The organism is Flavobacterium sp. OHVDL-2026-0007 (genome assembly GCF_059882335.1).
The window spans coordinates 3,253,512-3,280,133 of the sequence record NZ_CM187612.1; the positions used below are offsets into that span (position 1 = coordinate 3,253,512).

The 26,622-nt window shown below is 32.2% G+C and carries 24 protein-coding genes and 1 tRNA gene; 14 read left to right on the forward strand and 11 right to left on the reverse strand.

Translation table 11 applies throughout. The annotated features are described in order from the left end of the window. Nucleotides 1-72: 72 nt before the first annotated feature. The 3 genes from AC51AA_RS13230 to AC51AA_RS13240 form a co-directional block, all read right to left on the reverse strand. Nucleotides 73-399 (reverse strand): YtxH domain-containing protein, encoded by a 327-nt coding sequence (locus tag AC51AA_RS13230; protein ID WP_500702707.1) that lies wholly within the window; start codon nucleotides 397-399, stop codon nucleotides 73-75. Nucleotides 400-490: 91 nt separating this feature from the next. After that, complete coding sequence (locus AC51AA_RS13235) at nucleotides 491-970, reverse strand: hypothetical protein (RefSeq protein WP_500702708.1); 480 nt, start codon at nucleotides 968-970, stop codon at nucleotides 491-493. A gap of 1,205 nt (nucleotides 971-2,175) precedes the next feature. Next, on the reverse strand, nucleotides 2,176-4,293 hold the full coding sequence (locus AC51AA_RS13240; protein ID WP_500702709.1) for a glutamine--tRNA ligase/YqeY domain fusion protein: 2,118 nt from the start codon (nucleotides 4,291-4,293) through the stop codon (nucleotides 2,176-2,178). Nucleotides 4,294-4,401: 108 nt separating this feature from the next. Here AC51AA_RS13240 and folB point away from each other — a divergent pair, with 108 nt between their 5' ends. Together folB and AC51AA_RS13250 are read left to right on the forward strand one after the other, a co-directional pair. Next, nucleotides 4,402-4,761: a dihydroneopterin aldolase gene (gene folB, locus AC51AA_RS13245; protein WP_500702710.1), complete on the forward strand. Its 360-nt coding sequence runs from the start codon at nucleotides 4,402-4,404 to the stop codon at nucleotides 4,759-4,761. Between the two features lie 115 nt (nucleotides 4,762-4,876). Next, nucleotides 4,877-4,950: transfer RNA gene (locus tag AC51AA_RS13250), tRNA-Cys, on the forward strand. A 159-nt stretch (nucleotides 4,951-5,109) separates the two neighbouring features. Here the strand turns inward: AC51AA_RS13250 and AC51AA_RS13255 are convergent. Genes AC51AA_RS13255 through rnr form a run of 3 tightly spaced genes read right to left on the reverse strand, consistent with a single transcriptional unit; the run spans nucleotide 5,110 to nucleotide 8,675 of the window. Then, the gene (locus AC51AA_RS13255; RefSeq protein WP_500702711.1) at nucleotides 5,110-5,787 is read right to left on the reverse strand and encodes a LysE family translocator; all 678 of its coding nucleotides are present in this window, start codon (nucleotides 5,785-5,787) and stop codon (nucleotides 5,110-5,112) included. A gap of 16 nt (nucleotides 5,788-5,803) precedes the next feature. Continuing rightward, nucleotides 5,804-6,472, reverse strand: a complete 669-nt coding sequence (locus AC51AA_RS13260; protein WP_500702712.1) for a head GIN domain-containing protein — start codon at nucleotides 6,470-6,472, stop codon at nucleotides 5,804-5,806. Nucleotides 6,473-6,494: 22 nt separating this feature from the next. Next, nucleotides 6,495-8,675, reverse strand: coding sequence for a ribonuclease R (gene rnr, locus AC51AA_RS13265; RefSeq protein ID WP_500702713.1), 2,181 nt, complete (start codon nucleotides 8,673-8,675; stop codon nucleotides 6,495-6,497). A 107-nt stretch (nucleotides 8,676-8,782) separates the two neighbouring features. Between rnr and AC51AA_RS13270 the strand changes: the two genes are divergently transcribed. The 3 genes from AC51AA_RS13270 to AC51AA_RS13280 all read left to right on the forward strand — a co-directional run bounded on the left by AC51AA_RS13270 (nucleotide 8,783) and on the right by AC51AA_RS13280 (nucleotide 11,715). Next, nucleotides 8,783-9,016 (forward strand): DUF2007 domain-containing protein, encoded by a 234-nt coding sequence (locus AC51AA_RS13270; RefSeq protein WP_500702714.1) that lies wholly within the window; start codon nucleotides 8,783-8,785, stop codon nucleotides 9,014-9,016. A 905-nt stretch (nucleotides 9,017-9,921) separates the two neighbouring features. After that, complete coding sequence (rpiB, locus tag AC51AA_RS13275; protein WP_500702715.1) at nucleotides 9,922-10,353, forward strand: ribose 5-phosphate isomerase B; 432 nt, start codon at nucleotides 9,922-9,924, stop codon at nucleotides 10,351-10,353. Nucleotides 10,354-10,572: 219 nt separating this feature from the next. Further along, on the forward strand, nucleotides 10,573-11,715 hold the full coding sequence (locus tag AC51AA_RS13280; protein ID WP_500702716.1) for an ATP-binding protein: 1,143 nt from the start codon (nucleotides 10,573-10,575) through the stop codon (nucleotides 11,713-11,715). Here AC51AA_RS13280 and AC51AA_RS13285 read toward each other — a convergent pair. Then, the gene (locus tag AC51AA_RS13285; protein WP_500702717.1) at nucleotides 11,698-11,967 is read right to left on the reverse strand and encodes a DUF1294 domain-containing protein; all 270 of its coding nucleotides are present in this window, start codon (nucleotides 11,965-11,967) and stop codon (nucleotides 11,698-11,700) included. The genes AC51AA_RS13280 and AC51AA_RS13285 overlap by 18 nt on opposite strands. A gap of 535 nt (nucleotides 11,968-12,502) precedes the next feature. Between AC51AA_RS13285 and AC51AA_RS13290 the strand changes: the two genes are divergently transcribed. Continuing rightward, nucleotides 12,503-14,626 (forward strand): Tex family protein, encoded by a 2,124-nt coding sequence (locus AC51AA_RS13290; RefSeq protein WP_500702718.1) that lies wholly within the window; start codon nucleotides 12,503-12,505, stop codon nucleotides 14,624-14,626. Between the two features lie 89 nt (nucleotides 14,627-14,715). On the opposite strand, the gene AC51AA_RS13295 is transcribed toward AC51AA_RS13290, so the two are convergent. Then, nucleotides 14,716-14,898 (reverse strand): Sec-independent protein translocase subunit TatA/TatB, encoded by a 183-nt coding sequence (locus tag AC51AA_RS13295; RefSeq protein ID WP_500702719.1) that lies wholly within the window; start codon nucleotides 14,896-14,898, stop codon nucleotides 14,716-14,718. A 209-nt stretch (nucleotides 14,899-15,107) separates the two neighbouring features. Here AC51AA_RS13295 and AC51AA_RS13300 point away from each other — a divergent pair, with 209 nt between their 5' ends. From AC51AA_RS13300 to purD, 5 genes are all read left to right on the forward strand, one after another. Further along, entirely contained in the window at nucleotides 15,108-15,611 is a 504-nt protein-coding gene (locus AC51AA_RS13300; RefSeq protein WP_500702720.1) for a peptidase, read from the forward strand. An 11-nt stretch (nucleotides 15,612-15,622) separates the two neighbouring features. Further along, complete coding sequence (locus tag AC51AA_RS13305) at nucleotides 15,623-17,107, forward strand: GH3 auxin-responsive promoter family protein (protein ID WP_500702721.1); 1,485 nt, start codon at nucleotides 15,623-15,625, stop codon at nucleotides 17,105-17,107. 39 nt (nucleotides 17,108-17,146) lie between these two features. Then, nucleotides 17,147-18,820 carry a DUF6909 family protein gene (locus tag AC51AA_RS13310; protein WP_500702722.1) on the forward strand — a complete coding sequence of 558 codons (1,674 nt, stop codon included), beginning with the start codon at nucleotides 17,147-17,149 and terminating at the stop codon, nucleotides 18,818-18,820. Nucleotides 18,821-19,183: 363 nt separating this feature from the next. Continuing rightward, entirely contained in the window at nucleotides 19,184-20,167 is a 984-nt protein-coding gene (locus AC51AA_RS13315) for a UDP-glucuronic acid decarboxylase family protein (RefSeq protein ID WP_500702723.1), read from the forward strand. A 240-nt stretch (nucleotides 20,168-20,407) separates the two neighbouring features. Further along, nucleotides 20,408-21,682 (forward strand): phosphoribosylamine--glycine ligase, encoded by a 1,275-nt coding sequence (purD, locus tag AC51AA_RS13320; protein ID WP_500702724.1) that lies wholly within the window; start codon nucleotides 20,408-20,410, stop codon nucleotides 21,680-21,682. Here purD and AC51AA_RS13325 read toward each other — a convergent pair. Then, the gene (locus tag AC51AA_RS13325; RefSeq protein WP_500702725.1) at nucleotides 21,674-21,904 is read right to left on the reverse strand and encodes a DUF6341 family protein; all 231 of its coding nucleotides are present in this window, start codon (nucleotides 21,902-21,904) and stop codon (nucleotides 21,674-21,676) included. The two genes, purD and AC51AA_RS13325, sit on opposite strands and share 9 nt — an antisense overlap. A 139-nt stretch (nucleotides 21,905-22,043) precedes the next feature. Here AC51AA_RS13325 and AC51AA_RS13330 point away from each other — a divergent pair, with 139 nt between their 5' ends. Continuing rightward, nucleotides 22,044-22,973, forward strand: a complete 930-nt coding sequence (locus AC51AA_RS13330) for a DUF6427 family protein (protein ID WP_500702726.1) — start codon at nucleotides 22,044-22,046, stop codon at nucleotides 22,971-22,973. On the opposite strand, the gene upp is transcribed toward AC51AA_RS13330, so the two are convergent. Further along, nucleotides 22,968-23,621 (reverse strand): uracil phosphoribosyltransferase, encoded by a 654-nt coding sequence (upp, locus tag AC51AA_RS13335; protein WP_500702727.1) that lies wholly within the window; start codon nucleotides 23,619-23,621, stop codon nucleotides 22,968-22,970. The genes AC51AA_RS13330 and upp overlap by 6 nt on opposite strands. Nucleotides 23,622-23,732: 111 nt before the next feature. Here upp and AC51AA_RS13340 point away from each other — a divergent pair, with 111 nt between their 5' ends. Further along, on the forward strand, nucleotides 23,733-24,338 hold the full coding sequence (locus AC51AA_RS13340) for a DUF4254 domain-containing protein (RefSeq protein WP_500702728.1): 606 nt from the start codon (nucleotides 23,733-23,735) through the stop codon (nucleotides 24,336-24,338). Nucleotides 24,339-24,377: 39 nt separating this feature from the next. Further along, nucleotides 24,378-25,385, forward strand: a complete 1,008-nt coding sequence (locus tag AC51AA_RS13345) for a glycosyltransferase family 9 protein (RefSeq protein WP_500705640.1) — start codon at nucleotides 24,378-24,380, stop codon at nucleotides 25,383-25,385. A 113-nt stretch (nucleotides 25,386-25,498) separates the two neighbouring features. Here AC51AA_RS13345 and AC51AA_RS13350 read toward each other — a convergent pair whose 3' ends face one another. Continuing rightward, the gene (locus tag AC51AA_RS13350) at nucleotides 25,499-26,551 is read right to left on the reverse strand and encodes a 2Fe-2S iron-sulfur cluster-binding protein (RefSeq protein WP_500702729.1); all 1,053 of its coding nucleotides are present in this window, start codon (nucleotides 26,549-26,551) and stop codon (nucleotides 25,499-25,501) included. Nucleotides 26,552-26,622: the final 71 nt, after the last annotated feature.

Genomic DNA, 26,622 nt, shown 5'->3' on the forward strand with positions numbered 1-26,622 from the left:
CTTCTTTTAAATATACTTAAAATAACTTAAAAACAACTATAAAATCAAATTGAGCTTTGTGCTACTACTGTCTTATTTCTGAAGTTTAGCGTTATGCGCTTTTAAATCAGCTAATTTTGATTCTAAAAAAGTGATAACATCTTCCGTTTTATGACTCATATTGGAAAGCAATTCATCATAAGTCCCATCAAGATTACCCTTTGCATGAAAAAACTTCTCTCGAAGTACTTCAGAGCCAGCCTCTAAGGAATCTTTTAAATTGTGTTTGGCATCATCTAAACCTTCTTTCAGTTTTGCACGAGTTCTCGATCCTTTATCTGGAGCAAATAAAATTCCAATCCCTGCTCCTACCGCTGCACCAGCTAAAATGGCCGCTATAGTATTTATGTTTTTTGACATAGTTATAAAATTTAAATGATTAATAAAGATACACTTTTTTAAAATTATAAAATACTGAATGAACGTTATTTACAAAAATTTAACCCTAAATTTAATACATATAAGCAACAGCTTCATATTTACCATCCGGTCTCTGGTCAATGCTTACAAAAGGATAACCATTAGAGGCAGCTTGCATTTTGATGCGCATAGCGGTATGATTCTGCTGAGCGAGTTTAGAATCCCCTTTAGTTTTAGTAGCAACACCATTAAAATTATTCACTTTTTTCAAACCAATCATTTTGTCTTGAGATAAAACTCTCACTACTTTATAATCTGCTTTTGAATCCACTACGATCTTATCAGATACTTTTTGAATTTGATTGGTTTGTTTATTAGTTAACTGTGAAACAGCATATTTACTAATTTTATGTTCTTTCCCACTTTGTGGCAAAGCATAATAAATCAAATCATTTTCACTTCTGATAAAATTAGCAGCAACCTCTTCCCCATTGTGTTTCGAAATGAGATGAGTTTGAGCAATTCCGATATTAACAAATAAAATCGATAGCGTAAAAAATATAGTTTTCATAAGAATAAATTAAAAATTAAAAATTCATTTCGTCAAAATGAAAATCAAAACTTTAAGAATGCGAAAAAACAATTTTATGAAATGACAATATTATGAAATGTACTTGCATCAATTTTTTAATAAAATAATTTACAAATAAAATCACAATTTGAATTTGAACATAAAATCACTTTTAAGAACAGTTGTTTAGAATTTTAACTAAAACAAAAAATATACATTTCAACGTTTTAGAAAAACCCAGTTTAAGTTCTTACGTCAGCTTTTTAAAATAGTCCACTTTACGTTTCCAATTTGACTGTTTCATAAAAATACTATCTTTATAAACAATTGTATGTTAATAACCCGTTAAACTAAGCAAAACGATAGTAAAAATAAAAATAAAGCCTTCAAATTAACAATAATACAAAAGATGATTAATGAGTTGCTCAAATATAAATAGTAGCTTAAATCAAACTTATGAGCCTTGTTTTTAATCTACTTAAACTATATAAAAATAATTTATAATCAATTTAATCTATAATAGTAAAAATCATATCCATTTTATTTTTACATCAATAAAATTGATACTATAAAATAACACATTTATAAAAACAGCCAAATAATAAAAACAGTTCGAAGGTCATAAAGCCTTTACATTTTATAATGAAATAGGGACTCAAAATCACTAAAAAAGGAAAAAAACTAAAATAAGGACTTTAAATTAATTATTTTTAAAAAGATGATTTACGAGCCATAAGAAATAAAAACCTCGCTTAAAAACAGCCTACAAAGCTTGTTTTTAATCTAAAATATTTATTAAAAATTAAATATTAATAAATATTAGCTATCATTATCAAAATCAGTTGTTAAAATGATTATGATCGATAAAACTGATTTAATAAATTACTCACTCCTTTTAAAAAGCAGTACACCTACATTTCTACCGCAATAGGCTACAAAACTTAAAAATAATGGTCTTGCAAACTAATTATGGTTGTTGAGACAAAAAACATGGGTAAATGAAGCCAAAAAGCAAAATTAAAAGCGCTATTAAATGATTTTTTAAAAGAGAGTAAAAGACATCAAAGAACCTAAAAATTGTCTTAAAAACGAAATATAGAGGTGATTTTTAATCTAAAATATTTATTAAAAAAACTATTTCAATAGAAAAACTAAATAATAAAAAAAAGCGCTTATAAAAGCGCTTTTAATAAATAATATTGATCTTATTTTTTAACCATTTCTGATAGAATCTCAATTTCTCTTTCAGAAGCATTTTTTATTGGATTTGAATACAATTTTAAAATATCCTCATCAAACAGCTTTCTAAAACTTTCATTTTCTAAATCTCTTAAATTCAAAAGTGCTTTAGAACGAACATAGGTAGATTCACTTCTTAAGGACATCGTATATAATTTTTTAATGTCCTCTTCTTCAAAATCACCCGATTTCAAAATAGAATACTTCAGAATAAATTGAGCAAACAATAATGAACTCTTATTATTGTTGATGTTTTTCTTTAATGCATTCTGTAATAGCGAAAAGCTAGAAATATTTTTGATGTTCTCCCCTATTGCACTTTCAATTGCAATACGATCTGCTTTACTTTCTGTCTTGAAATATTTATTGATATCTTTCAAAGAATTGTTGATGCTATTCTCTTCCTTTTTACCTTTTTCTTCCCAAGCATCTTTCAAACCAACTGTTTTATTAAAGACTAATTTTGAAGTAGTTGAATCTTTATCAACAGTAAAATAACCCAAACGTTGAAACTGAAACTTATCTTCATTTTCAGCTGTAGCCAAACTTGGTTCAACAAAACCTTTTATAATTTCTAATGAATTTGGGTTTACAAAATCCAAGAAATTTTTATCTTTATAACTATCTGGTGCCTCATCGGTAAACAAACGATCATACATACGAACTTCAGCTTCAATAGCGTGTGCTATAGAAACCCAATGCAAAGTTCCAGAAACTTTTCTTTGACTAGCTTCCGTACCGCTACCGCTTAAAGAATCGGTATCATAAGTAGCATGAATTTCTGTAATATTACCTTCATTATCTCTTACAACACTTTCTCCTTTGATGATGTAGGCATTTTTAAGACGAACTTCTTTACCTAAAGTTAAACGGAAAAATTTAGCAGGAGCCTCTTCCAAAAAGTCTTCTCTTTCAATATATAATTCTCTTGAGAAAGGCACTTTTCTAAATCCAGCAGCTTCATCTTCCTGGTTATTCTCAGCTTCAAGCCACTCTTCTTTTCCCTGCTCATAATTGGTAATTACCAATTTCACTGGATCTAAAACAGCCATTACACGAGGTGCAATTTTATTTAAATCTTCACGGATACAAAACTCTAAAACAGAAACATTGATTAAATTATCACGTTTTGCAATACCAATTGTATTGGCAAAATTACGCAATGACGTTGCTGTATATCCCCTTCTTCTCAATCCAGAAATAGTAGACATTCTAGGATCATCCCATCCATTAACATGTTGTTCTTTAACTAATTGCTGTAATTTTCTTTTACTAACAACCGTATGGGAAAGGTTTCGTCTTGCAAATTCTCTTTGCTTTGGACGTAACTTTTCATCGCCTATAATTTGATCTAAAAACCAATCGTATAATTCACGGTGTGGTAAAAATTCTAGTGTACAAAATGAATGCGAAATACCTTCTAAGTAATCACTTTGACCATGAGCCCAGTCGTACATTGGATAAATTTTCCAGGCATCTCCTGTTCTATGGTGCTCTTTATGTAAAATTCGATACATAATAGGATCACGCATCAACATATTGGTTGATTTCATGTCTATTTTTGCACGTAAAATATGGGTACCAGCCTCAAATTCACCCTTCCTCATTCTTTCAAATAAGTCTAAATTTTCTTCAACTGAACGACTTCTATATGGACTATCTGTACCTGTTGTTGATGGAGTTCCTTTTTGAATAGCCATATCTTCAGATGATTGACTATCCACATAGGCTTTATCTTTTTTTATCAATAAAACTGCCCAATCGTAAAGTTGTTGGAAATAATCAGAAGCATAACGTTCTTCAGACCAAGAATAACCTAGCCATTCCACATCTTTTTTAATTGCATCTACAAACTCTTGCTCTTCTTTTTCAGGATTGGTGTCATCAAAACGCAAATTCACAGGAGATTGATAATCCATTCCTAAACCAAAATTTAACGCAATAGAACTGGCGTGACCAATATGTAGATAACCATTTGGTTCTGGTGGAAAACGAAAATGAAGCTTATTTTTTGATAGACCTGATTTTAAATCTTCTTCTATGATTTGTTCAATAAAATTGAGTGATTTCTCTTCTGATGCCATTATTTTATAGTAATTTTAGCAAAGATAAAAAAAAGGTTTTTAGGTTTCAGATTTAAAGTTATTTAAGTAGCATTAAACCTGAAATTTTAAACTAAAATAACATTAGAAATGGGAGTTATAAAATTAAAAAACATCAGAACTTTTTCATACCACGGCTGTTTAATTGAAGAAGGAAAAATTGGATCTGATTATACAGTAGATTTAAAAATCAAAACCAATTTGCAAAAGTCAGCACAAACAGATCACTTATCCGATACTGTAGATTACGTCCATTTAAACAAAATTGTTACTGAAGAAATGGCTATTCGTTCTCATTTGCTAGAACATGTGGCAAAAAGAATCAATATTCGTGTATTAGCAGAAATAACTTCCATAGAAAAAACAACTGTTTGGGTTTCTAAAGTAAATCCTCCTATTGGTGGTGATGTTGAATCAGTTACTATAAAAATGACCGAAGTTAGAAGGTAACTTTGATTTTAAAACAACAGTTGAAAAGAAAAATATTGCAAAAATTTTAAAAATAGTTCGCTTTAAAGTTTTGAATTTTAAAGATATTAGTTACTTTTGCCATCCGTTCAACTACGGCGTCGTGGCCGAGCGGCTAGGCTGGGCTCTGCAAAAGCTCCTACTCCGGTTCGAATCCGGACGATGCCTCCAAAAGAGATACAGCAATGTATCTCTTTTTTTTTGCTTCATTTTAAAAAAATTAGCAGTCCTTTTAAAATCACATTTCTTCCGTTGTAGACCATTGAAATTAAACCAATAAAAAGCCCCTGAATACAGAGGCTTTACTTATAGTTCCAGAGTTGTTAACAACTACTTATCAATCTTCTCAAAAGCATTTTTAACCATTTCCTTTTCTTTTGGAAACCAGCCTTGGATCATCAAAACAAATCCAAAAACCATTAAAACAACACTAATCCCTTTTTTGATCTTTAGGATATTACTAGGTGTCATCTTTGATTTTAATTGTTTAGCTAATAGTATTTTAATACAATCCACCACCAAATAAGTAACAATAACTGCCGTAAAAAAGGTAAACATTCTTGTATTTTGCATCTCTAATTTTGGTCCTACAGAGATAATAACTGCCAACCAAAAACCAAGTACACCAATGTTAATAACGTTCAATAAAAAGCCTTTTACAAACAAACTTCCGTAGTTTCTTTTGATAATATCTCGATCAATTTCTTCGGTATTGATTTTTTCTTCTTTTTTTAATTTTACAAAAGAAATCAAACCGTAAGCCAGCATAATAATACCTCCGAAAATAAAAAGAGCCGGTTTATCCTTTAAATTTTGAATCAACCGATAACTTCCCAAATAAGCAATGGCTATAAAAAAAACATCGCCTAGCACTACACCTAAATCAAAAACTAAAGCAGCTCTAAATCCCTTTGTAATACTGGTTTCAAGTAGTATAAAAAATACTGGACCTACCATAAAACTTAAAAAAAGACCCCATGGTAGTCCAGCTAAAATATCATTTATCATTAAAAATCAGATTTGTTTATTTTACCTCTACAATTTTCCCTCCGAAAACCGTCTTTTGGTTAATTTGTTTTGGTTTACCATGAATGTAAATAGAGCCTCCTGCGCTCACTTTTGCATCAACAAGGGTAGAAGCATTCACTTCTGCTTTTCCTCCCGCAGAAACGCTTACTTTAGTTTGAGAAGTCATTAGTTTACTCGCAAAAAGAAATCCACCTGCACCTAAACCTGCATCTAGATTATCCGCTTTACCTGTTAAAGTAATAGAACCACCTGAAACAGAACTTACATTTAGTTTATCAACATTTAAATCCACATTGATGGTTCCCCCTTCTTGAGCACTAACTTTAAAAACCGTTGCTTTAATGGTTTCCTTACTGCTAACAGCAGCACCTTCATTGACATCAATCAATTCTAAATGTTTGTAATATACTGTAATATCAAGATCTTCTCCTGATAATAACTTAGGAAAAGGCATTCTTAATTTTAATAATCCTTGTTTATTAACCACTTCCAATTCTGATTCACGTGCCCCTTTAATCACAATCTTATTCTCCGATGATTGAACTAACTTTACACTTAATTTATCAAAAACTTTAACCGAATCAAAGTCGCCTAATGTTTTAGTAACCTGACTAAATGATAATTGAACAAATAAAATGGCAACTCCTATAAATAACTTTTTCATACTTTTATTTTTTAATTAATACTTACTCTGCTCTTCTTAAAAAATGAAAATCCAATTGTTTTTTCACTAAATCAGCATTTTTTACTTTAACGTAAATCTCATCACCTAATTGCAAAATCTTATCTGAGGTAGCACCCACTAAGGCATACTGTTTTTCATCGAACGTATAATAATCATCTTTTATCTCTCTGATTCTTACCATACCTTCACATTTATTTTCGATTATCTCTACATAAATTCCCCATTCGGTAACTCCAGAAATAACACCCAAGAACTCTTGTTCTTTATGATCCTGCATGTATTTAACCTGCATGTATTTAATACTATCACGTTCTGCATTGGTCGCTAAACCTTCCATAGTCGAACAATGTAAACATTTGGTTTCATAAGTTTCTTCATCTACGGATTTACCTCCATCAAGATAATATTGTAACAAACGATGTACCATTACATCAGGATAACGACGAATTGGTGAGGTAAAATGGCTATAGTAATCAAAGGCTAAACCATAATGACCAATATTATCAGTCGAATATTTGGCTTTACTCATACTTCTAATGGCCAGAGTATCAATTAAATTTTGCTCTTTTTTACCATTAACCTCTTCCATTAAGGCATTTAATGATTTGGAAATATCTGCTTTGTTTCTAAAATCAATTTTGTAACCAAATTTTGCAATAAGACTTTGCATCGCAATTAACTTATCTTCATTTGGCTCATCGTGAATTCTATAAACGAATGTTTTCTTTTGTTTTCCGATATATTCTGCCACTTTTCTATTGGCCAAAAGCATGAATTCTTCAATCAAATGATTCGCATCTTTTGAAACTTTAAAATATACTCCCTCTGGCTCGCCTTCTGCATCCAGATTAAATTTTACTTCCACTTTATCAAAAGAAATAGCACCATTGGCCATTCTTTTCTTTCTTAAAATCTTGGCTAATTCATCTAATTTTAAAGTGGCATTGGTAATTTCATCTGACACTACATAGACTTCCCCAGTAATGGAAATATCCTCTGGAATTGTATTGTCTTTTGTTTCAATAATATACTGCGCTTCTTCATAAGCAAATCGCTGATCAGAGTAAATTACTGTTCGACCAAACCATTGGTTAATCACTTGTGCGTTTTCTGAAACTTCAAAAATGGCCGAAAAAGTGTATTTTTCTTCATTAGGACGTAATGAACAAGCAAAATTAGATAACACTTCTGGAAGCATTGGTACTACTCTATCCACTAAATAAACGGAAGTAGCACGTTGATAGGCTTCATCATCTAAGATTGTACCTTCCTCTAGATAATAAGAAACGTCTGCAATATGAATTCCAATCTCATAGTTTCCATTCTCTAACTTTTTGAAAGACAATGCATCATCAAAATCTTTGGCATCTTTTGGATCAATCGTAAAGGTAAGCGTATCACGCATATCACGACGTTTGGCAATTTCAGACTCCTGAATTGAGGTATCTATTTTTTGTGCATAAACCTCTACTTCTGTTGGAAAATCAGATGGTAGACCATACTCCGCTAAAATGGCATGGATTTCTGTATTGTGTTCCCCTGGTTTACCTAAAACTCTAATCACAGAACCAAAAGGACTATCGGCTCTCTTTGGCCAATCTTCAATAGTAACTAACACTACATCACCGTTTTCTGCTTCTCCTATTTTATCCTTAGGAATAAAAATATCGGTGTACATCTTAGGATTTGCTGTAGAGACAAAAGCAAAGTTGGCTTGAATATCAATAACACCAACAAACTCGGTTTTATTTCTTTCTATAACCTCAATTACTTCACCTTCAGGTCTTTTTCCTTTTCTTCTGTTATAAACGTAAACTTTTACTTTGTCTTTATCTAATGCACGATTCAAATTATTGGTCGGAATAAATACGTCTTCTGTAAAATCAGGACAAATAAAATAAGCCGTTTTTCTACTGGTCATATCAATTGTTCCTTCATAGTAATCCTGGCTAATAGCTTTTACTAAATACTTGCCAGGCTCCGATTCAATGATCTTTTTGGAAGCTGCTAAAATTTTCAAATCTTTTATAATTTGATTTCTACTACTGGTATCATCCAGTTCTAGCTTCGCTCCTATTTGTTTGTAATTAAATGATTTATTAGGACTTTGCGATAAAATTTTTAGGATTTTACTTGAGAAATCACTCTCTTTTTTTATCGGCTTTCTAATTTTCTTACTCATATATCTTTTCTTAAAGGTTTAAAATTACAAATAAGATATCAGATAATAGATTTTAACAATTAGAATTATTAAAAATATAACTTCGTATATTTACAGAAAGACCCAATATGGAAAGCTTTAAAACCATTGCAATATTCAATTATTTGCACGAAACCGTTGTTCTTAAGCACTTACTAGAACAAGAAGAGATTCCTTATTATTTTGAGAACGAAATGACCTTAGCGGTCGTCCCATTGTATACCACAGCCCTGGGTGGACTTAAACTCAGAGTTCATCCAAACGATTTCGAACAAGTTCAAGAAATTCTTGATCAATTGAACAATCCACTTAAAATCGTTTAAACTCTTTCTTTTATCCTTTTCAAAAAATAAATTTTCCTTTTAATCTTTCAAAGTTGTCAACATATATTAAATACAACAAAAAGAAAAATTTAAATTAAATTAATTTTTGGTTGTTATTATAGCTTGTTAATATGTCCAATAATTTTATTTTTAAATGTATTGAAATGAAGTTTTGGTTAGTTATATTGAGTTATCAACATACTTATATTGAGTTAAAGGATTAGTTTCTAAGACTTTTTATATTTTAATTAACATTGGTTAACAACCTAAAATGAATTCATTTTGTAGATAACTTCATAACTCGATTTATGTTGAAAATGTAGTTTTTGATCTTAATAACTTTTCTAAAAATTCATCAAACTTTTCTAGGTTATTTCATTCAGGTTTTGGATTAGGTTTTTTTTCGACACAACCAAAAAAAACTTCTAATATTCTATCCGAACTTATTAACAAATAATGTTAACTTAAGGTTAATTGAATATCAACGAGTTAGCTTTTGCTATTAACAATATAAAATTTTAACAAAAAAAATGATTATTTCTAATTGATAGTCAGCTAATTATAGAGTTATCAGAATTGTTAATAACTCTAAGTTATTGATATAAAATGAGTTATAAAAGCTTATTTTTAGCGTATATAATCAGGATGATTTTAAGTAAAGCCAATAAAGGTATTGCTTACTAATTTTTGTTAATAGGTAACTAAGATTAACCGAAATAGTAGTAGAATCTATAAGGTAGGGAAGTAGACTTTTTTGAAATGGTTGTTATTAATTGGAATAGAAAAATTAAAAAATAACAAAAGATTAGTGATTCATGTAATTCAAAACTAAGTTTTTTAGAATTCGTGCTTTGCTAAGCAATTCTTTGGTTAAATTTGCAAAACACAACTTAATAGTATTTATAATGAAAATTTCAATAGGAAACGACCACGCAGGACCAGATTACAAAAAAGCAATTGTTGCGATGCTTAAAGCAAAAGGATATGAAGTAACCAATTATGGTACAGATTCAGAAGACTCTGTTGATTATCCTGATTTTGGTCATCCTGTTGCTACAGATGTATCGGAAGGTAAAGCTGATTTTGGTATTGTTATCTGCGGAAGTGGAAACGGAATTGCCATGACAGTTAACAAACATCCGAAAGTAAGAGCGGGTTTATGTTGGACTAAAGAAATTGCGTATTTAACACGTTTACATAATGATGCTAACATTGTTAGTATTCCAGCACGTTATACATCGATTCCACAAGCAGTAGAAATAGTAGAAACATTTTTAGCTACAGCATTTGAAGGTGGAAGGCATCAAAATAGAGTAAGTAAAATTGCTTGTCAATAAAAAGAGGTGTTTAACACCAAATTAAGTTAATAAACCGGACGGATTTTATAAATTCATCCGGTTTTTTTGTGGTCATAAATGTAAATTCAGTCAATTCATTGACTGAATTTACGTAAATTTGATCAACGTACTGACTGAATTTACATAAATTTGATCAACGTACTGACTGAATTAACATTTTTAAAGTATCTTTGTAAAGTAATTCTAAACAATGATAGAATGAAAAAGTATTTAAAAAGAGCTGTATTACAAGAGTTTAAGAAGAAGATAATTTCAAACAAGGTATTGATTTTACTCGGAGCTAGGCGAGTTGGTAAAACAGAATTAATTAAAAATTATTTAAAGGATATTCCATTTGAAAGTTACTTACAACTCAATGGAGAAGATATTAATGATATTGATTTACTTAAAGAACGCTCTGTTAATAACTACAAAAGACTTCTAAATAATATTGATTTATTAGTAATTGATGAGGCTCAAAATATTCCAGAAATTGGCCAAATATTAAAATTGATTGTGGATACAATCGATGGAATTAAAATCATTGCTACAGGTTCTTCTATGTTTGATTTAAGTAATAAATTGGGAGAACCATTGGTGGGAAGGAAAAATACTATTTACCTGTTTCCATTGGCACAAATCGAATATTCTGAAAATGAAAATTATAGACAAACTATTGAAAATTTAGAGGAAAGATTACTTTTTGGAGGATATCCTGAGTTAGTTCAATATGAGAGTTGGGAAGATAAAAAAGAGTATCTTTTTGAAATTATTAATTCTTATTTATTAAAGGATATTTTAGTATTTGAGGGGATCAAACACGCAGATAAAATTTATGATTTGTTACGTTTAATATCTTATCAGATTGGAAAAGAAGTCTCAATACAAGAATTGGCAAATCAATTACAACTTTCAAAAAATACAGTTTCAAACTATTTAGATTTGCTATCAAAAGTTTTTATTTTGTTTAAAATTGAAGGATTCAGCAGAAACTTGCGAAAAGAAGTGGTAAAATCTAGCCGTTGGTATTTTTATGATAATGGTATAAGGAATGCTATTATTAACAATTTTAATAAGTTAGATTCAAGGAATGACATAGGTGATTTATGGGAGAATTATTTAGCTTACGAACGAATCAAAAAACAGAATTATTTAAAGATTAAAACAAACAATTATTTCTGGAGAACTTATGATCAACAAGAATTGGACTGGTTAGAAGAAAGAGGAGATAAGCTAGAAGGATTTGAATTTAAATGGAATGAAAATAAAAAGGTAAAAATACCCGTTGCTTTTGAAAAAGCCTATCCTGAAGCTAGTTTTAATCTTATTAACAGGACTAATTACTTAGATTTTATTAGTTAATTTTAAAATGAGAAGTGCAATTTGAAGTAATAAAATAAGTACAAACTTTACAATAAAAGAAGTTTTACTAGTTTTATGTCTAAAAAGCAACATCGCTAATAACATCCCCATACTACCTCCAATAAAGCTACATGTAAAAAGCGTGTTTTCAGAAATTCTACGTTTACCCTTCACAGCTAAATATTTATCATAACTAGTCAGAATAACGGCAGTGCTATTTATTAATAGTAAGTAAACTAGTAAGATATTCATGTTTTAAAGTTAAAAATGAGATTTGTTTTTTTGAGATGTTTACAATTCAGGTTTTACTCTTCAGTGACTCCATGTTAACAGTGAAGTAAAAAAAGAATTAAACTTAATGAGAAGTAGAGGAACTGGATTTCAAATATAAAAAAAGCCTTGAAATATGATGGATCTTCAGAAGTAATTATTCAAACCAACATTGAAAATACTTATTTTCTTATAGTTTTGCCTATAAGAGAATAGAGTCTAAGACTAATTTATTTAAGTCAAATTTATTAAAGGTACTGTATGGTAGGTGTTTTTTCGTCCCAAATATTTAATAAATAAGGGACGAAATAAATCAATTTAGAAGATAATTTCAATTAGTAGCAAAGGGATAGAGAGCTGCTAAATTTTTTTGTTGGGATAGTGATTTCTATAATATGAACATAGGGTGTAATTCTTTTTATTTAAAGAATTACTTCATAATAAGAAGTGAAAATAACAGTTATTAATTTCTATCTTAAATATTTTAAAACGAAATTTACAAGCTTAAAACTAGAGAATGACTAATATAGATTTTATAAGTAAAACGGTTCAAACAGCAGCCGTAAACATTCAAAAAACGGTTCAATTATTAGAAGAAGATTGCACGATTCCGTTTATTTCTCGTTATCGAAAAGATACTACTGGAAATCTGGATGAAGTTCAAATTGAGCAAATTGCAAAACTTCAAAAAGAGTATGAAACGATTGTAAAACGTAAAGAAGCGATTTTAAAATCTATTGAAGAGCAAAAATCACTTACGCCGGAATTGAAACAAAAAATCGAACGAAGTTTTGATTTACAAGAAATAGAAGATTTTTATCTTCCTTTTAAAAAGAAGAAAAAAACAAAAGCTGATGTAGCACGTGAATTCGGTTTAGAGCCATTGGCAAAGATGATCATGTCTCAGAATGAAATTGATGTTGATTTTGTTTCAACTCAATATCTAAATGACTATGTGATTAATGAAGAAGCAGCGATTCAAGGCGCAAGAGATATTATTGCGGAATGGATTAACGAGAATATTTATGTTCGTAAACAATTACGAAGATTGTATCAGCGAAAAGCTTCCATCGGAACCAAAGTTGTAAAAAAGAAAAGTGAAGAAGAAGGAGCTCAAAAATTTAGTCAATATTTTGATTGGGAAGAGCCGCTTACAAAAGCGCCTTCACATCGTTTATTAGCGATGCTTCGTGCAGAAAATGAAGGTTTTGTAAAGATGAAAGTGGAAGTAGATCTTGATGAAGCCTACGATATTATTGACGAAATAATCATTAAAAAGCAAAATAGTACAACAGCACATTTACAGTTGGCTATAGAAGATAGTTACAAACGACTACTGAATCCAGCCATTGGAAATGAGACTTTACAAGAAGCTAAAGCCAAAGCCGATGCCAACTCCATTCAGGTTTTTGCTAACAACTTAGGACAGTTGTTATTAGCACCTCCTTTGGGAGAAAAACGAATTTTAGCTATCGATCCAGGATTTAGAAGTGGTTGTAAAGTAGTATGTTTAGATGAAAAAGGAGATTTGTTATACAATGAAACCATTTATCCACATGCACCTCAAAATGAGGAAACCATGGCGATTAAAAAAATTAGATCGATGGTCAATGCCTATCAAATTGACGCTATTTCTATTGGAAATGGAACGGCATCAAGAGAAACGGAATTCTTTATCAAGAAGATCGCTTTTGATAAACCATTGCAGGTTTTTATTGTTTCTGAGGCAGGAGCTTCTGTATATTCCGCTTCCAAAATAGCCCGTGAAGAATTTCCAAACTATGATGTTACCGTTCGTGGATCGGTTTCTATCGGAAGAAGACTGTCAGATCCTTTGGCGGAGTTGGTTAAAATTGACCCAAAAGCAATCGGTGTAGGTCAATATCAACACGATGTTGATCAAACTAAATTAAAAGAAGAGTTAGATAATACGGTAATTCGTTGCGTGAATTCTGTTGGTATTAATATCAACACTGCTAGTAAACATTTATTGAGTTATGTCAGTGGAATAGGAGAGAAACTGGCTGAAAACATTGTACAATACCGCTCTGAAAATGGTCCTTTTGAAAATAGAAAACAGCTTAAAAAAGTACCTCGTTTAGGGGAGAAAGCCTATCAACAAGGTGCTGCATTTATTAGGATTTCCAATGCAAAGAATCCTTTGGATAATTCAGCTGTACATCCGGAAGCTTATGCAGTTGTAGAGAAGATGGCAAAAGACCTAAAAATTTCGGTAAATGATTTAATTGCTAATAAAGAAAAAACAGCACTTATTAAAGCTGAAAACTATATTACACCTGAAATTGGTTTACTAACCCTAAAAGATATCATTAAAGAGCTTGAAAAGCCTGGATTAGACCCTAGAAAGTCGGCTAAGGTTTTTGAGTTTGATGCTAATGTGAAATCGATTAAAGATTTGAAAACGGGTATGATTTTACCTGGAATTGTGAACAACATTACCAATTTTGGTTGTTTTGTGGATATTGGAATCAAAGAAAGTGGTTTGGTTCATATCTCACAGCTAAAAGCTGGTTTTGTAAGTGACGTGAACGAAGTAGTAAAATTACACCAACACGTTGATGTTAAAGTAACTGAAGTTGATGAAGATAGAAAGCGAATTCAGCTGACGATGGTCTTGTAGAATTCCAAGATAAGTAGCTTTTTAAAGGCATAAAAAAATCCCAAACTACTAATGTAATTTGGGATTTTTTGTACCAGTATATAAAATACTTATTTTGTTTCTTCCTCTTCTTTTTTAACAGCAGGAGTTGATTGATCGTCTTTGGCAGCGTTTTTGAATTCTTTGATTCCACTTCCTAAACCTTTCATTAATTCTGGAATTTTTTTACCTCCAAAAAGTAATATCACAATACCTACTATAACGAGGATTTCTGTAAGACCTAATCTTCCCATGATTGTATAATTAATGCCGAAGCAAATTTGTATATAATTTTAGACAAAGGTATACAGAATTAGCGAACAAGAAATGTTTTTATACTAAAAAATTTGTTTTTAGTAACGTTAAATATTCTATAAAATCATAATTTAAGTGTATTCCTTCAATTTTAACCAGCATCAACAAGACGATTAATTATTATATTTGCTAGGTATAATTAACGACAATGACCAAGAATAAATTTAATTTTAGAGAGAAATTATTTATCAAAAACAGATTGGTGATTTTGAATGAAGACACCTTTGAAGAGATTTTCTCGTTCAAACTTAACTTGATGAATGTTTTCGTTCTTTTTTCTTTGGGTGGGATATTCTTAATATTAATTACCACTTTTATCATTGCTTTTACACCTTTACGCGAACTTATTCCAGGATATTCCTCTTCTGAGTTAAAAAGGAATGCTACTGAGTTAGCCATAAAATCAGATTCATTAGAAAGGGCTTTAAAGAAAAATGAACTCTATATAAAAGGGATCCAAAAGGTACTAACTGGTGAACTGGAATATGCAAAATTCAATAAAGATTCTATTTTAGCAGAGACCGTTGGAGAAACATCAGATTTTAATATGAAAGCTTCTGAAGAAGAGATCCAACTGCGTAAAGAAGTGGCCAAAATGGAGAAGGAGTCGAGCGAAATAACTCGAAATAAAAACAAACGTGACAAGAAATAATATCCTAAAAGATGTCTATTAAATCGGTAGCAGCAAAATTATTTGCAAGCACAATATATTATCAAACACAGGCTTGGGCTAAGAAACCAGTCGAAACCCAACAAGCTGTATTTAAGAGTTTAATTCATTCGGCTAAAGATACACAGTTTGGTGTTGACCATCATTTTGATAAAATAAAAACCATTCACGATTTTAAGAAACGTGTACCAGTTCGCGATTACGAAGATTTGAAGTCTTATATAGACCAAGTCCGTATGGGGGAGAAAAATATTCTTTGGAAGGGGAAGCCACTTTATTTTGCCAAAACTTCAGGTACCACTTCAGGAGCGAAATACATACCGCTGACCAAAGAATCTATGCCTTATCATATTGAAGCTTCTCGAAATGCTATTTTGCATTATATTTATGAAACTGGGAATGCTGATTTTGTAGATGGAAAAATGATTTTCTTGCAGGGTAGTCCAATTTTGATCGAGAAATACGGAATTAAATTTGGGAGGTTATCTGGAATAGGAGCCCATTTTGTTCCTAAATACCTGCAAAAGAACCGTATGCCGTCTTGGGAAACCAATTGTATTGAAGATTGGGATACAAAGGTAAATGCCATTGTAGAGGAAACCATAGAACAGGATATGACCATCATTTCTGGGATTCCGTCTTGGGTACAAATGTATTTTGAGCGTTTACAGGAAAAAAGCGGTGGTAAGAAAATAGGCGATATATTCAAAAACTTTAATTTGTTTATTTACGGAGGAGTTAATTATGAGCCCTACCGCGCTAAGTTTGAAAACATGATTGGAAGAAAGGTTGATAGCATTGAGTTATTTCCCGCTTCAGAAGGCTTTTTTGCTTATCAAGATTCTCAAAAAATAAAAGGAATGTTGTTGTTGCTGAATTCGGGAATTTTCTACGAATTCATTAAAACCGATGATTTCTTTTCAGAAAACCCCAAAAGTGTAACCATTGGAGAAGTAGAACTGGGTGTAAATTACGCCTTGATCATTTCAACAAATGCGGGGCTTTGGCGCTACAATATTGGAGATACCGTTCAGTTTACTTCCCTGTTTCCACATCGAGTAATCGTTTCGGGAAGGATCAAACATTATATCTCTGCATTTGGAGAACACGTGATTGCTAAAGAAGTAGAAAGTGCTATAAAAGAGGCTACAGAGGGATCTAATATAGAGATTAATGAATTCACAGTAGCACCACAGATTAATCCGTCAAGCGGATTGCCGTATCACGAGTGGTTCGTTGAATTTGAAAAAGAACCTGAAAATATAGAAGTTTTTGCAGCAGCAATTGATGATGCGATGAGAAAACAAAATATTTATTACGACGATTTGATTACAGGTAATGTTTTGAGAAAGGTCGTGGTAACGAAAGTTTCTAAAAACGGTTTTCAGGAATATATGAAATCACAAGGAAAATTAGGGGGACAGAATAAAATCCCTAGATTATCAAACAATAGAGATATTGTGGATCAATTAAAATAGAATCATAACTTAGTAGAGATAAGTTCAAAAATATAAAGCATGAAAGAAACCAAACATATATCAAGATCTAGAGCACAGGAATCTTCTGCAGCGATAGAAAGAATGTACATTACTATGCGCCACTTATTCAACCGTGGTTTTTATAAGCCAATGGGTGTTTCGGGTGACAGTTTAAGAGAATCTTTACTGGCATTACGACCGGAGATTTATGGAAATATAGGGGAGGAGAAAGTAGAACTTAACGGACTTTTGTACGTTATCGAGCGTCTTCCTATTGGTATTGAACAATGTAGATTTATTAATTTAACCTCTGATGAAGGCTATTCGAAATCACATTTTCAGGCGATTGTCCCTCCAAAAAGGAGAAGAAATTGTTACCGAATCGATGAGGAACAAATGAATGTGGAAATCACTCGTGGTCGTTCCGATATTTATGATATTTTGACGCATTTGACTTTTATATTCATCGAATCACATAAAATTAAGAATAGAGTTTTATTGGATGATGGAGGAGAAGTTTCACGTGATTGGATGAAATTGGAACAGGCCATCATGCAGACTAAAAAACTACCCTTAATAGAAAGAGAGAAAGCCATTTCGCATGTTGCCAATATTTTAGGACGAACTTTTGAAGAAGTTTTGGATATTTATGATGCTTTTGGATCTGAAAATGCGCCAGACCGCTTCCTGCACGTTATTTATTGGTTAGGTAAACTAGCCATTGAAGAAGTGATTGACAACAATAAAAGAACCATTACCTTTAGTCCTGTTTTGAGAGAACGTTTAGGACATCATATTCACGGTGAAATCTGGGCTACTAACATCAAGGAAGTTTTAAAGGCGAACAATCTCTTAAAACGCCCTATTCACGTGATCAGTGCCAATATGCATAGTGTGATGAACTCTATCTTTGCAACTCCGTTGTTGAAAACAAAATTCAAAGACAAAAGTGATTTTTTTATTTATGAAGAATTAAGTAAATCGGGAGCAAAAGAAATTAGAAGTCAGGTAGAAGAGCTGGCTTTAAAAAACGGTATGATTTCTTTACCTGATACTTCTGGAACCAATATTGATGTTCAGATTTTTGATACAGCTAAGATTGACTGGGCAAAAACAGCCTTCCCAAAAGCAAAAGGAGCCGAGGTAAGTCCGGTTATTATTGTCATGGATTATGCCTTCGGTGAGCAAGCTTATGAAACAATTGATGAGCTTTTAAAACCTTTCAAAAAAGATACCTTACTAGAAGTGAAGTCGGTTTCGATCATGGGAAAAGCAGGAATTCTTGAAGGCGGAAAAGGAGATATCATGATTCCAACGGCACATATAAATGAAGGAACCGCTGATAATTATTTCTTCGAAAATGAATTAACAGGGGCCATGTTCGAAGGAAATGATATTGCTGTTTTTGAAGGTGCCATGGTAACGGTTTTAGGAACCTCATTGCAAAATAGAGATCTTTTAAAATTCTTCCACGATTCAACTTGGGGAGTAATTGGTCTTGAAATGGAAGGTTCATATTACCAAAAAGCCATTCAATCTGCTTCAAAAATCAGAAAAAGTGTGCCACACGACATAAAGGTTCGCTATGCGTATTACGCTTCAGATAACCCTCTAGAAACGGGTAGTACGCTAGCCTCTGGAGGATTAGGAACCACTGGTGTAAAACCAACCTATTTGATTACCATTAAAATTTTAGAGCAAATTTTAACCTAATCACGCGAATACACCACCTAAAAAGGAATGCAAAATACTGATGATCAGAAACTTTTGGTTTTCTGATCATCAAAAAGCATCGATTCTTTTAAAACCTAATCAATGGTGAACAATAGACTATTGTTGCTGTTTATTTGGTATTTCGAAATGTGGATTTATAAGAAAAGTATAAGCTGAAACAGTTCCTTTTAGCCTTGAATAGCGATATTCTTGGGACTTCATTTGAATTCAAAAACAATAAACTTCTTTTAAGATATGATGTCAAGTGTCATTTAATAGGTCATATATTTTAGTACATTTGTGCATCTTATTTGGGTTTTTATGGGCTTATAAAAACTTACAAAATGTTCAATTAAATCAATTATGAAAAGAATACTTATTACTGGAGCGGCAGGATTTTTAGGGTCACATTTATGCGATCGATTTATCAAAGAAGGCTATTTTGTTATTGGAATGGATAATTTGATAACCGGAGATCTTAAAAATATTGAGCACTTATTTAAGTTGGAACATTTTGAATTTTACCATCATGACATCACTAAATTTGTACATATTCCAGGCGATTTAGATTATATTTTGCATTTTGCGTCACCTGCAAGTCCGATCGATTATTTAAAAATTCCAATCCAAACTTTAAAAGTAGGGTCCTTAGGAACACATAATTTATTAGGTCTAGCACGAGTTAAACAAGCCAGAATATTGATTGCTTCAACCTCAGAAGTTTATGGAGACCCACTAGTTCATCCTCAAACGGAAGAATATTATGGTAATGTGAATACCATTGGACCTAGAGGCGTTTACGATGAAGCGAAACGTTTTCAGGAGTCCATTACAATGGCCTACCATACTTTTCATGGTGTAGAGACTAGAATTGTGCGTATTTTCAATACCTACGGACCAAGGATGCGTTTAAACGACGGACGTGTCATTCCAGCCTTTATTGGACAAGCATTACGTGGAGAAGACCTTACCATTTTTGGAGACGGGATGCAAACGCGTTCTTTTTGTTATGTTGATGATCAGGTGGAAGGTATTTTTAGATTATTGCATTCCGATTATGTCTACCCTGTTAATATAGGCAATCCAGACGAAATCACTATTAAAGATTTTGCTGAAGAGATTATTAAATTAACGGGTACTAATCAGAAGGTAGTCTACCATCCTTTACCGATAAACGATCCTTTACAACGTCAGCCAGACACTACAAAAGCCAAAGAGTTATTGGGTTGGGAAGCTAAAGTAAGTCGATCTGAGGGAATGAAAATTACCTATGACTATTTCAGATCACTTTCTAAAGAAGAGCTGTCTAAAGAAGAACATAAAGATTTTTCGAACTATATCAAGTAAGAAAAACTGGGCTATTGTAAAGCTAAACCATGCAATGAACCACTAGGTTCTATTTTCATAGCAGAGTAGACTACCGAAAAGTTCGTTGGATCGACTGTACAATAAATTTGGGGTTGAATTTCCGCTAAAAAGAACTTGATCTTCTTACTAACAGTGAAGAGTGAGCAACTTTTTAAGATTTAATTATTTTTTACGTTGAAAAGCAATTATTTTTGCACCACAACTAAATACAACTATACCATGACGATTTTACTTTTAGGATCAGGCGGAAGAGAACATGCTTTTGCATGGAAAATGATTCAAAGTTCGCTTTGCGAAAAACTTTTTGTTGCACCAGGAAATGCTGGAACAGCTGCTATTGCTACAAATGTTGACATGTCTCCAACCGATTTTGAGGCAATTAAAACATTTGTACTGCAAGAAAAAGTGGCTATGGTAGTCGTTGGACCTGAAGATCCGTTGGTTAAAGGTATTTACGATTATTTTAAAAACGACGAAAGTTTACAACATATTCCGGTGATTGGACCATCTAAATTGGGAGCCCAATTAGAAGGAAGTAAAGAGTTTGCTAAAGAGTTTTTGATGAAACACAACATTCCAACAGCAGCTTATGACAGTTTTACAGCTGAAACAGTTGAAAAAGGATGTGCTTTTTTAGAAACACTACAACCTCCTTACGTTTTAAAAGCCGATGGTTTAGCTGCAGGAAAGGGAGTATTGATTATTCAGGATTTAGAAGAGGCTAAAGCGGAACTAAGAAATATGTTGGTTCATGAAAAATTCGGCGCTGCGAGTTCAAAAGTAGTGATCGAAGAATTTTTAGATGGAATCGAATTAAGCTGTTTTGTACTAACAGATGGTAAAAGCTACAAAATATTACCAACAGCAAAGGATTACAAACGTATTGGTGAAGGGGATACAGGATTAAATACAGGCGGAATGGGAGCAGTTTCTCCAGTTCCTTATGTAGATGCTGTTTTGATGGAAAAAATCGAAACTCGTATCGTAAAACCAACTATTGAAGGTTTTCAAAAAGACGGAATCGAATATAAAGGATTTGTATTTATTGGTTTAATCAATGTGAACAACGAACCCATTGTTATCGAATACAATGTAAGAATGGGGGATCCAGAAACAGAAGTTGTGGTTCCAAGATTAAAATCGGATTTAGTGGAGTTATTTTTGGCAGTAGCCAATGAGAAACTGGGTGAATTTACCTTAGAAGTTGATCCTAGAAGTGCTACAACTATTATGGTTGTTTCAGGAGGATATCCAGAAGATTTTGAAAAAGGAAAAGTAATTACAGGATTAGAAAATATTACCGATTCTATAGTGTTCCATGCTGGAACTAAATTGGAGAACAATACTGTAGTTTCTAATGGAGGGCGTGTATTAACGGTAACTTCATATGGAGATGATTTCCAACAAGCCATAAAAAAATCTTACCAAAATATAGATAAACTAAATTTTGATAAGATGTATTTTAGAAAAGATATTGGCTTCGACTTACTTTAAAAAAGAGTGAGCCGTAGTATCTTGGTTTTCTGTTCCTTGAGCATCAAAAATGCGTAATTGTTTAATCCAATAAACCATTGCGCATGCACAAATAATCATAAAAATCCAGTTAATTGTGTTTGCACCAAACCAAGAAATAAGTTCGAAGTGACGTAAAAAGTCAAGTGGAGCAAATAAAATGTTAACGAATAAGTATTGTATTCCTTCAAAAAAAGCTGTCATAATTTATAAAATTATATGTTATTTATTGTTTTGTAACGCGTTGAAGATAAAATTCAATCATAAGAATCTTTTTTCAACTTGTCGGTTTCCTTTTTAAACAAGTATTATATTTACAATCACAAAAGTAAAAAATATCCTCATGATTACAAGTGTTTTTAAGAAATCTACGCCATTAAATTATTCCTTGGTCGTAATTTTAATACTGGTTTTCTTTTTTCTATTTCAAATTCAGGAATCTCCTTGGACGATTTCTTATTTTTTGGTGTTTCAAAAAATGAGTTTATTGTGCTTTATTTTTGCTTCTTTTTTCCTAATTAATTTTATTGTAAAAAAGAATGGTCTCAGTAAAGACAATGGTTACGCGATATTTTTCTATTTATTATTCTTATTATTTTTCCCCACTATATTCAATAATTCGAATGTAATATATGCCAACTTTTTTATTTTGTTGGCCCTTAGAAGATTGATTTCATTACAGTCCCTAAAGGCTTCTAAAGAAAAAATATTTGATGCTTCTTTTTGGATTATTGTAGCTTCTTTATTTCAATTTTGGTGTATTCTTTTCTTGATTTTGGTGTTTATATCGATTGTTTTTCATGTTTCAAGGGACTATAGAAACTGGGTTTTGCCTTTTTTAGCACTGTTTGCCGTTTCGATAATCTTTTTAACGGTGTCATTAATCTTTAATATCGACGTCGTTGAATTTTTTCAACAACGGGCTTTAGTTGATTTTAAGATCGATTATTTTAAAAATAATTATGAGAACGGTGCACTTTCAATCTATGTTGCAGTAGCTTTATTTTTTGTGACTTCCATGTTAATGACCTTGTCAAACAGACCACAAATTGTGCATATTTCATACAAAAAAATAGTGGCTTGCTTTTTTATAGCAGTGGTTATTTTTATCATTTCTCCTAATAAAAGTAATGATTTATTGTTGTTTAGCATTGCCCCTTTAACCATAATGGCAGCAAGTCATGTGGAGTATATTCAGCAAAAGCTAAACAACGAAATTGTATTTTATGTGCTTATTTTGTGTAGTTTGTTTACGTTTTTCTCTCAATTATAATTTACTACCGTAAGCAAGGTCACCAGCGTCACCTAGTCCAGGAATAATATAATTTTTCTCATTTAATTTTTCGTCTAAAGCAGCCACCCATAAATGACAATTGTCGGGTAGATTCTTTTCAAGCAGCGCAATGCCCTCAGGCGCAGCAATGACCACGACGATATGGATTTCGCTTGGAGTTGCGTTCTGAATTAATTTTTGATGCACTGCTACTATAGATTGACCTGTGGCTAACATGGGGTCAAGAAGTAAAACGGTCTTGTCATTTAGGTTGGAAAGCGCTTGATATTCAACCAAAATTTCAAAAGTAGCGTCATTATTGGGATGATGTCGGCAGGCCGAAATAAAGCTGTTTTCTGCTTGATCGAAATAATTTAGAAAGCCATTATGAAAGGGCAATCCAGCCCTTAAAATAGAGCATAACACTAAATCATTGCTTATTTCTGTTGTTTTTTTATAGCCCAGTGGGGTTTTAATTTCTACATTTTTGTACGACAAACTTTTACTTAGTTCGTAGGCCATAATTTCTCCAATGCGTTCTATATTTCTGCGAAAACGCATACTGTCTTTTTGAACATTTACATTTCTAATTTGGCCTAAAAAATGGTTTAGAACGCTATTTTTTTCTGAGATATAATGAATTTTCATAATGATTCCTTAAAAGTGACAATTGCTTACGATGCAAAATTGAAAAATTAATATTTTTGTTCGTTGTATAAAAGTATAAAAAGTATCTTTGTAAGTCTAAAAAATAAAGACATGTTTTCAAAATTAGCATATTCTGTTTTCGAGCAAAGTATCAAAGATTATCATCAATTTGATAACGTTGATCAGCCTATAAAGAATCCTTTCCCAAAGGATAAATTTGAGCATTTATTATATTTAAAAAACTGGATCGATACAGTTCAATGGCATTTTGAAGATATTATTCGTGATCCGAATATTGATCCTGTAGCTGCTTTGACTCTAAAAAGAAGAATTGATGCTTCGAATCAGGAGCGTACCGATATGGTAGAATACATTGATAGTTATTTTTTACAAAAATACAGTGATGTAGTAGTAAAGGACGGTGCTAAAATCAATTCGGAAAGTCCAGCTTGGGCTTTTGATAGATTGTCTATTTTGGCGTTGAAAATTTATCATATGCAGGAAGAAGCTACACGTGCTGAAGCTTCACAAGAGCATAGAGATAAATGCCAGGAAAAACTAAATATTCTTTTAGAACAAAGAAGCGATTTGTCAACCGCCATCGATGATTTACTTACAGACATCGAAAATGGAGATAAATTCATGAAAGTGTACAAACAAATGAAAATGTACAACGATGATGAATTGAATCCAGTGTTATATCAAAACAAAAAATAATTGGCAGAATTTTCCAATAAAATCAAACATATAGCCGTCATGAGACTCTCCGCAATGGGAGATGTCGCAATGACGGTTCCTGTTTTACGTGCTTTTGTAAAACAATATCCCACAGTTAAGATAACGGTCATTTCAAGACCTTTTTTTAAACCTTTTTTCGATGGGATCCCAAACCTTGATTTTTTTGCTTTCGATGAAAAGGAAAAGCATAAAGGCTTTTTGGGGCTATTGCGATTGTTTACGGAAGTAAAAGAACTTAAAATAGATGCTTTTGCAGATCTTCATAATGTATTGAGATCTAAAGTTGTGAGTTTGCTTTTCGCCTTAAGTGGAAAAAAAAGAGCAACTGTCGATAAGGGTAGGGACGGAAAAAAGGAATTGACCAGAGAGGAAAATAAAATTTTCAAACAGTTGCCAAGCATGTTTGAAAGACATACTAAAGTGTTCCATACGCTTGGTTTTCCTTTGGATTTATCGAAGCCGGAATTCCCGAAAAAGGCGAATTTAAGTGAAGATATTTTACAAATCATTGGTGATCAAAAGCAACAACTTATTGGTATTGCACCCTTTGCTCAATACGATTCTAAGGTTTATCCTTTGGATTTAATGCAGGAGGTTGTGGCCCAATTAGCTCAGAATAAAGCCTATAAAATTTTGCTATTTGGCGGAGGTAAAAAAGAAGTCGACCTATTGGACGAGCTTTCAAAACCTTTTGATAATGTAGTAAATATGGCTGGTAAAATTAAATTTCAGCAAGAATTACAACTCATTAGTAATTTGGATGTCATGCTTTCTATGGACTCAGGTAATGCACATATTGCAGCCATGTTGGGTGTAAAAGTGGTAACACTTTGGGGGGCAACCCATCCCTATGCTGGATTTTTACCGTTTAATCAAAGTTTAGAAAATGCCTTGGTCTCCGATAGAAACCAATATCCAAAATTGCCAACTTCTGTTTATGGAAACAAAAAGATAGAAGGTTATCAAGAGGCGATGCGCACTATTTCACCAGAGCGTGTAGTGAATAAGATAGAAGGTTTACTTTAAAATTCAGTAGATAATTATAGATGCCGATAAAAAAAGGCAGTAAAAGAAAAAATTCCAAATCTCAATTGGTAAAATTGGAATTTGGAATTTTAATTTTTAGACGATTTTAATCGTTACACATCGTCATAATCGATATAAATCGACTCTGAAGTAGGATGTGCTTGACACGTTAAAATTAAACCTGATTCTATTTCTCTATCGGTTAAAATGGAATTCTTTGTCATTTCGGCCGTTCCAGAGGTAACACGCGCTAAACAACTGCTACAAATTCCTCCTTGGCAAGAGTAAGGAGCATCAATTCCTTTTTTAAGTGCTGCTTCTAGAATAGTTTGTTTTTGAGACATCTCAAAAGTAACTTCATCATCGTCCACTAAAACAGTGATTTTTGTGTGTCCTTCTAGGGAAGCATTAATTTGATTTTCTTGTGTTGAAGAGGTGAAAAGTTCAAACTTTATAGCCGATTCCTTTACATTTTTCTCTTTCAAAATCCCAGAAACGGTATTGATCATTTCTTCTGGACCACACAGATAAAATTTATCGAAGCTTAGTTCTTTATGTTTGTTATTCAGTACAAAATTCACCGCTGATTTATCGATTCTTCCAAACAAAGCATTTTCGGCTTTAGCTTGGCTGTACACATAGTGCACGAAAAAGCGACCAACATATTGCAATTGCAAGTCATGTAATTCTTGGTGAAAAATAGTTGTTTCAGGAGTTTTGTTCCCATAAACCAATACAAATGAGCTTTTTGGTTCGCTCTTTAATACGGATTTTAAAATAGAAAGTACTGGAGTAATTCCACTTCCAGCAACAAAAGCAATGTAGTTTCTTTGTCTTTCAGCATCCGGCTCAAAAGTAAATTTACCCTCAGGATGACCTACTTCAAGAACATCCCCAGCTTTTAGTCTGGTGTTGGCAAATTGAGAGAACAAACCGCTTTTAACTGCTTTTACAGCAATGCGTAGCTCACCACTTTCAGGTGCTGAACAAATAGAGTAGGCACGACGAATTTCTTGATTGTCAAGCGTTAATTTTAAATTAATGTATTGTCCTGCTATAAATTTGTAATCTGATTTTAGTTCTTGAGGAACATTAAAAAGCACAGAAACTGCATCGGCAGTTTCACGTTTTACCTCTTTAATTATGAGTTTTAAAAATGAAGGCATGATAGTATATTTTGTGCAAAAATAGCAAACGGCGGTCAATTGAAGGGTACTAAATTATTTTTTTTAACTTT

Bases quoted from the DNA above. Each gene is read 5' to 3' on its own strand.
- AC51AA_RS13230 (WP_500702707.1), bottom strand. From the start codon at position 399: ATGTCAAAAAACATAAATACTATAGCGGCCATTTTAGCTGGTGCAGCG.
- AC51AA_RS13235 (WP_500702708.1), bottom strand. From the start codon at position 970: ATGAAAACTATATTTTTTACGCTATCGATTTTATTTGTTAATATCGGA.
- AC51AA_RS13240 (WP_500702709.1), bottom strand. From the start codon at position 4,293: ATGGCATCAGAAGAGAAATCACTCAATTTTATTGAACAAATCATAGAA.
- folB (WP_500702710.1), top strand. From the start codon at position 4,402: ATGGGAGTTATAAAATTAAAAAACATCAGAACTTTTTCATACCACGGC.
- AC51AA_RS13255 (WP_500702711.1), bottom strand. From the start codon at position 5,787: ATGATAAATGATATTTTAGCTGGACTACCATGGGGTCTTTTTTTAAGT.
- AC51AA_RS13260 (WP_500702712.1), bottom strand. From the start codon at position 6,472: ATGAAAAAGTTATTTATAGGAGTTGCCATTTTATTTGTTCAATTATCA.
- rnr (WP_500702713.1), bottom strand. From the start codon at position 8,675: ATGAGTAAGAAAATTAGAAAGCCGATAAAAAAAGAGAGTGATTTCTCA.
- AC51AA_RS13270 (WP_500702714.1), top strand. From the start codon at position 8,783: ATGGAAAGCTTTAAAACCATTGCAATATTCAATTATTTGCACGAAACC.
- rpiB (WP_500702715.1), top strand. From the start codon at position 9,922: ATGAAAATTTCAATAGGAAACGACCACGCAGGACCAGATTACAAAAAA.
- AC51AA_RS13280 (WP_500702716.1), top strand. From the start codon at position 10,573: ATGAAAAAGTATTTAAAAAGAGCTGTATTACAAGAGTTTAAGAAGAAG.
- AC51AA_RS13285 (WP_500702717.1), bottom strand. From the start codon at position 11,967: ATGAATATCTTACTAGTTTACTTACTATTAATAAATAGCACTGCCGTT.
- AC51AA_RS13290 (WP_500702718.1), top strand. From the start codon at position 12,503: ATGACTAATATAGATTTTATAAGTAAAACGGTTCAAACAGCAGCCGTA.
- AC51AA_RS13295 (WP_500702719.1), bottom strand. From the start codon at position 14,898: ATGGGAAGATTAGGTCTTACAGAAATCCTCGTTATAGTAGGTATTGTG.
- AC51AA_RS13300 (WP_500702720.1), top strand. From the start codon at position 15,108: ATGACCAAGAATAAATTTAATTTTAGAGAGAAATTATTTATCAAAAAC.
- AC51AA_RS13305 (WP_500702721.1), top strand. From the start codon at position 15,623: ATGTCTATTAAATCGGTAGCAGCAAAATTATTTGCAAGCACAATATAT.
- AC51AA_RS13310 (WP_500702722.1), top strand. From the start codon at position 17,147: ATGAAAGAAACCAAACATATATCAAGATCTAGAGCACAGGAATCTTCT.
- AC51AA_RS13315 (WP_500702723.1), top strand. From the start codon at position 19,184: ATGAAAAGAATACTTATTACTGGAGCGGCAGGATTTTTAGGGTCACAT.
- purD (WP_500702724.1), top strand. From the start codon at position 20,408: ATGACGATTTTACTTTTAGGATCAGGCGGAAGAGAACATGCTTTTGCA.
- AC51AA_RS13325 (WP_500702725.1), bottom strand. From the start codon at position 21,904: ATGACAGCTTTTTTTGAAGGAATACAATACTTATTCGTTAACATTTTA.
- AC51AA_RS13330 (WP_500702726.1), top strand. From the start codon at position 22,044: ATGATTACAAGTGTTTTTAAGAAATCTACGCCATTAAATTATTCCTTG.
- upp (WP_500702727.1), bottom strand. From the start codon at position 23,621: ATGAAAATTCATTATATCTCAGAAAAAAATAGCGTTCTAAACCATTTT.
- AC51AA_RS13340 (WP_500702728.1), top strand. From the start codon at position 23,733: ATGTTTTCAAAATTAGCATATTCTGTTTTCGAGCAAAGTATCAAAGAT.
- AC51AA_RS13345 (WP_500705640.1), top strand. From the start codon at position 24,378: ATGAGACTCTCCGCAATGGGAGATGTCGCAATGACGGTTCCTGTTTTA.
- AC51AA_RS13350 (WP_500702729.1), bottom strand. From the start codon at position 26,551: ATGCCTTCATTTTTAAAACTCATAATTAAAGAGGTAAAACGTGAAACT.